This is a genomic window from Patulibacter medicamentivorans (genome assembly GCF_000240225.1).
Lineage (GTDB): Bacteria > Actinomycetota > Thermoleophilia > Solirubrobacterales > Solirubrobacteraceae > Patulibacter > Patulibacter medicamentivorans.
Genome location: NZ_AGUD01000072.1, coordinates 1 through 4,654, shown reverse-complemented (window position 1 = coordinate 4,654; position 4,654 = coordinate 1). Strand labels below are relative to the sequence as shown.

Annotated in this window: 5 protein-coding genes; 4 read left to right on the top strand and 1 reads right to left on the bottom strand. The window is 75.9% G+C overall.

The genetic code is table 11. The features are described from left to right. The first annotated feature begins 218 nt into the window (after positions 1 to 218). The 3 genes from PAI11_RS07060 (at position 219) to PAI11_RS07050 (ending at position 3,069) form a co-directional block, all read left to right on the top strand. The gene (locus PAI11_RS07060) at positions 219 to 1,103 is read left to right on the top strand and encodes an aldo/keto reductase (RefSeq protein ID WP_040598900.1); all 885 of its coding nucleotides are present in this window, start codon (positions 219 to 221) and stop codon (positions 1,101 to 1,103) included. Positions 1,104 to 1,208: 105 nt separating this feature from the next. Continuing rightward, on the top strand, positions 1,209 to 2,516 hold the full coding sequence (locus tag PAI11_RS25330) for a response regulator transcription factor (RefSeq protein ID WP_007572382.1): 1,308 nt from the start codon (positions 1,209 to 1,211) through the stop codon (positions 2,514 to 2,516). Positions 2,517 to 2,583: 67 nt separating this feature from the next. Next, the gene (locus tag PAI11_RS07050; protein WP_007572380.1) at positions 2,584 to 3,069 is read left to right on the top strand and encodes a hypothetical protein; all 486 of its coding nucleotides are present in this window, start codon (positions 2,584 to 2,586) and stop codon (positions 3,067 to 3,069) included. Positions 3,070 to 3,078: 9 nt separating this feature from the next. Here PAI11_RS07050 and PAI11_RS07045 read toward each other — a convergent pair whose 3' ends face one another. After that, a complete protein-coding gene (locus PAI11_RS07045) occupies positions 3,079 to 4,254 on the bottom strand; it encodes a saccharopine dehydrogenase family protein (protein WP_007572378.1) in 1,176 nt (391 codons plus the stop codon). A gap of 88 nt (positions 4,255 to 4,342) precedes the next feature. On the opposite strand from PAI11_RS07045, the gene PAI11_RS07040 reads away from it, so the two are divergent. Beyond that, the coding region (locus PAI11_RS07040) for a hypothetical protein (protein ID WP_040598898.1) at positions 4,343 to 4,654 on the top strand (312 nt) is incomplete at its 3' end.

Here is a 4,654-nt window from a genome sequence, read left to right as displayed (position 1 = left end):
GCCGTCGCCGGCGGGCGCGGCCCGCCGCCGCGGCGCGACGCCGGGCCGTGCGATCGCTCGCCGGGGATCGCCGTGGTGCGGGCACGGCCCCCAGGCTGCCAGAGCCGGCCGGCGTGCGCAGCCGATCGACCGAGGGCCGCGCCGAATCCCCCGTCGCCACGGGCCGCCCGCCCCGTTCCGGCATCGTGACCGGCGAGTCCCGGCACCGAGGAGTTCCCATGAGCACGACGACACCCGCCCACGCCTCCGGCACGTTCGCGATCGGCGGCGACCTGCCCGTCCATCGCCTCGGCTACGGCGCGATGCAGCTGACCGGCGAGGGCATCTTCGGGCCGCCGGCCGACCCCGACCAGGCCCGCGCGGTCCTGCGGCGGGCGGTCGAGCTGGGCGTCGACCTGATCGACACCGCCGACTCCTACGGCCCGTTCGTCAGCGAGCAGCTGATCGCCGAGGCGCTGCACCCCTACCCCGACGGCCTCGTGATCGCGACCAAGGCCGGCCTGACGCGAACCGGTCCCGGCGAGTGGCACCCGGTCGGGCGGCCGGAGTACCTGCGCCAGCAGCTGGAGCTGTCGCTGCGCCACCTGAGGGTCGAGCGGATCGACCTCTGGCAGCTGCACCGGATCGACGCCAAGGTCCCGGCGGAGGAGCAGTTCGGCGTCCTCAAGGATGCCCAGGACGCCGGCAAGGTCCGCCACGTCGGGCTCTCCGAGGTGACCGTCGAGGAGCTCGACGCCGCGCTCGACGCCGGAGTCCAGGTCGCGACGGTGCAGAACCGCTACAACCTCGTCGATCGCGACAGCGAGGACGTCCTGGAGCGCTGCGAGGAGCTGGGGATCGGCTTCCTGCCGTGGTTCCCGGTCGCGACCGGCCGGCTGGCCCGCGAGGGCGGTCCGCTCGACGAGATCGCCCGCGAGCACGGTGCGACCCCGGCCCAGCTCGCGCTCGCCTGGCTGCTGCACCGCTCGCCGGTGATGCTGCCGATCCCGGGCACCTCGAAGGTCGCCCACGTCGAGCAGAACGTCGCCGCGGCGGAGATCCAGCTCAGCGCCGACGAGGTCGCGCGGCTGGAGCAGGCCGGGCGGGCGGCGGCCGGCGGCTGAGCCGCCCCTCGCCCGCGACCTTCGTATGGGGTCGCCGGGACCGGGCTATCCTCGGTGGTCCGTCGTGGACGCCGAGATGGCCCGCGCCGGGGAGGAGAGCACGACATGGCCACCGCCACCCGTTCGCCCGGAGGGTTCGCCGCACCGTCGATCGTCGACGACGCGGTGCGCACGATCGTGGCCGACCTCGACGCCGAGGCCGCGTTCGCCGGCCTCGCTGACGAGCGCGGCGAGGTCCCGCTGCTGCACAGCTGCGGCGTCGAGCCGAAGCGGTTCGCCGCCCTGACCCTGCGCACCGGCCGCGGGCTCGGCGGCCGGGTGCTCGGCGAGTCGCGGGCCTTCTCGGTCGCCGACTACCCGAACGCCCCGTCGATCACCCGCGACTACGTCGGCGCGATCAACGCCGAGGGCCTGCACGGGATCGCCTGCGTCCCGATCCCCGGCGAGAACGGCGTCGGCGGCCTGCTCTACGTCGCCTCGCGCGAGCGCGGCGCCCCCGGCGACCGGCTGGTCGACGCGGTCGAGCGGGTCGCCGCCGTGACCGCCGCCCGGATCCGCGAGCGGGTCGCCCACGAGCGCGAGCGGCAGCGGTTCCTCGACCACGAGCGGCGGACGATGGCCGGCGCCGTCCAGGACGCCGTCGCCCGCCAGCTGCTGTTCATCGGCCAGGCGGCCCGCCATGCCGAGCTGACCGGCGACGCGGCCCTGGCCCTGCGCGGGATCCGGCGCGCGGCGGACGCGGCCCAGCGTGGCCTGCGCGATCTGTGGGCGCCGGGCGAGCGGGCGCTGACGACCCTCCGGGTGCTGCTGGTCGACGGCCATCCGATGATCCGGCGCGGGCTGCGGGCGACGGTCGAGGACGCGCTCGGCCCGGCCGTGATCGACGAGGCGGCGACGGTCGAGGAGGCGCTCGAGCTGGCGCGCCGCGCCGCGCCCGACCTGGTGCTGCTCGACCCGCGCGCGCCCGGCGACCTGCCGGCGGCGTTCGCCTGCGCCGAGCTGCGGGCGCTGCGGCCGGCGACCCGCGTCGCCCTCGTCGGCAGCGCCGCGTCGGCGGCCGAGCTGCGGTCCTGCCTCGACGCGGGGGCCTGCTCCTGCCTGCGGCTGGACGGCGACCCGCTGGGGTTGGCCGAGGCCCTGCGGCGGATCCTCGACGGCGAGCAGGTGCTCGACGACGCCCCGGATCCGACCCCGGCCGCGGACGACCAGCCGGCCGGCGGACCGCACCTGACCCCGCGCGAGCACCAGGTCCTGACGCTGCTGGCCGAGGGCTGCTCGAACCGCCAGATCGCCGAGCGGCTGGTCCTCAGCGAGCCGACGGTCAAGGGCCACGTCGGACGGCTGCTGGCGAAGCTCGGTGCGCGCTCGCGGCTGCAGGTCGTGGTGCGCGCGTCCGAGCTCGGCCTGCGCTGACCCGTCGATCCGTCCAGCTGCGGCCCGACCGGTCGCCCTCGGGCGGGGCGCCGCCGATCTCCGGGACGTGCAGCTGCGTCCGAATCACCTGATCGCCGTGGTGGCGGTGGCCGGCGTCCTGGTCGTCGGCGGCGGGCCCTCGGGGATCGCCGGCCATGCGACCGACGCCTGGAACGCCTTCCACGACAAGGTCGACGGCCCGGTCCCGGCGACGGTCGCGATCCCGGTCCCGGTCAGCGACGCCGGGCACCAGCTGACGGCGAGCTCCGACGCGCTGCTGAACGACGCGCTGCGCCGGATCGACGGCGCCTGCACCCAGGCCCAGCAGCTGCGCGGCGACCAGACCGCCAAGACGCAGGTCCTGGCCGGCCTCGACCAGCCGATGAGCGTGCTGGCGACGCTCTACGACGACGACCCGGCCGGCCGCAGCCGCACCGGCGACCTGCGGCAGGCGCTGCTCGACTCGGCGGACAAGATCGAGCTGTCGTGCGACGACAGCGATCGCGCCGACATGCTCCACCGCGCGATCGCCCGCGGCGACCGCGATCGCTGAGCCCGCGCGTCAGCCCTCGACGACGCGGAAGTCGATCCCGGCCGCCTGCAGCCGAGCCAGCAGCGCGTCGCCCATCGCCTGCGCGGTGGTGACCTGGCCGGCGGTCCCGGGCAGGTCGTCGAACGCCAGGCAGAGCCCGGACTCGGCCAGCATCTTCGCGGTCTCGTCGTAGCCGGGATCGCCGCCGGAGACCTCGGTCACGACCCGCTCGCCGCCGCCGGTGCCGACGAAGCGGACCTTGAACCAGCTCTTCGCCCGCACGGCCGCGCTCGGGCCCTCGCCCTGGGTCCTGGCCTTCAGCAGCAGCTTGCGCGTCGGCGGCAGCTGGGCCAGCAGGAAGAGCGCCGGCAGGCCGGTCCCGAGCGCGGCGATCGTCCGCGCCTTGCGGGCGATCATGTAGTGGCCGTAGGTGAAGTCGGGTCCGTAGCGCTCGAGCGCGCGGGCCGAGCGGCGGACGATCTGGGGATCGACCGTCGGCAGCGGGACGATCCAGCCGCCGAGGGCCTCGTCACGGCGGATCCGGTTGGTCGCCGCCCGGACCTTGCGATCGGCCGGGCGCGGCTCGGTCGCGCGCCGCTGCTTGGCCGCCGCGGCCATCTGGCGGGCGCGGGCGAAGCCGTGGACCGCCGAGTGGTAGGTCCCGCCCGACGGCTGGCCACCCGCCCGAACGTAGCCCTCGACGTGCAGGGGCACGCCCTCGGGCAGCTGCTTGACGGTGAAGTAGACCCCGAGGTCGTGCGGGATCGAGTCGAAGCCGCAGCAGTGGACGATCCGCGCCCCGGTCCGCTCGGCCTCGGCGTGGTAGCCGTTGTACATCCGGTCGACGAACTCCGGCTCGCCGGTCAGGTCGACGTAGTCGGTCCCGGCCGCCGCGCAGGCCGCCACCAGCGGCTCGCCGTGCAGCGCGTAGGGGCCGACGGTGGTGATCACGACCTTCGTCGCCTCCGCGACCTTCGCCAGCGACGCCGGATCGGCCGCGTCGGCCTCCAGCAGGTCCAGCTCGGCCGTCGCCGGGTCGATCGCGGCCAGTCGCGCGCGGACCGCCTCGAGCTTGGCCCGATTGCGCCCCACCAGCGCCCACCGCAACCCGTCCGGCGCGCTGCGGGCCAGGTACTCGGCGGTCAGCCCTCCCGTGAACCCGGTGGCCCCGAAGAGCACGACGTCGTACCTGCGATCGGCGGCCATGGCCCGAAGTCTCGCAGCGTCGCGCGCGGCCGGCGTCGGGATCGCCCGTCTTCAGCTGATGGACAGGCGCCCGTGCGACGATCGCTGCATGAGCGACGACAGCGGGAACCGCAGGGGCTTCGAGCAGACGCTGCGCGCGATCGCGCAGGAGCTGAGCCAGAAGGTCGACCAGGTGTCGCAGACCGACCTCGACCAGGTCGCGCGCGCGACCGGCATCGATCCCGAGCGCGCCAGGCAGTGGACCGACGAGGCCGGACGCTGGCTGAAGGACCAGGCCGACCAGTTCGCCGCCGGCGAGCCGTTCGGCAACCCCTTCGGCGCGCCCCGCCGCCCGGGCGGGGACGAGCGCCCGGCGAGCGGCGGGCCCGCCGGCGCCTCCGCCGACGCGCCGGCCGACGAC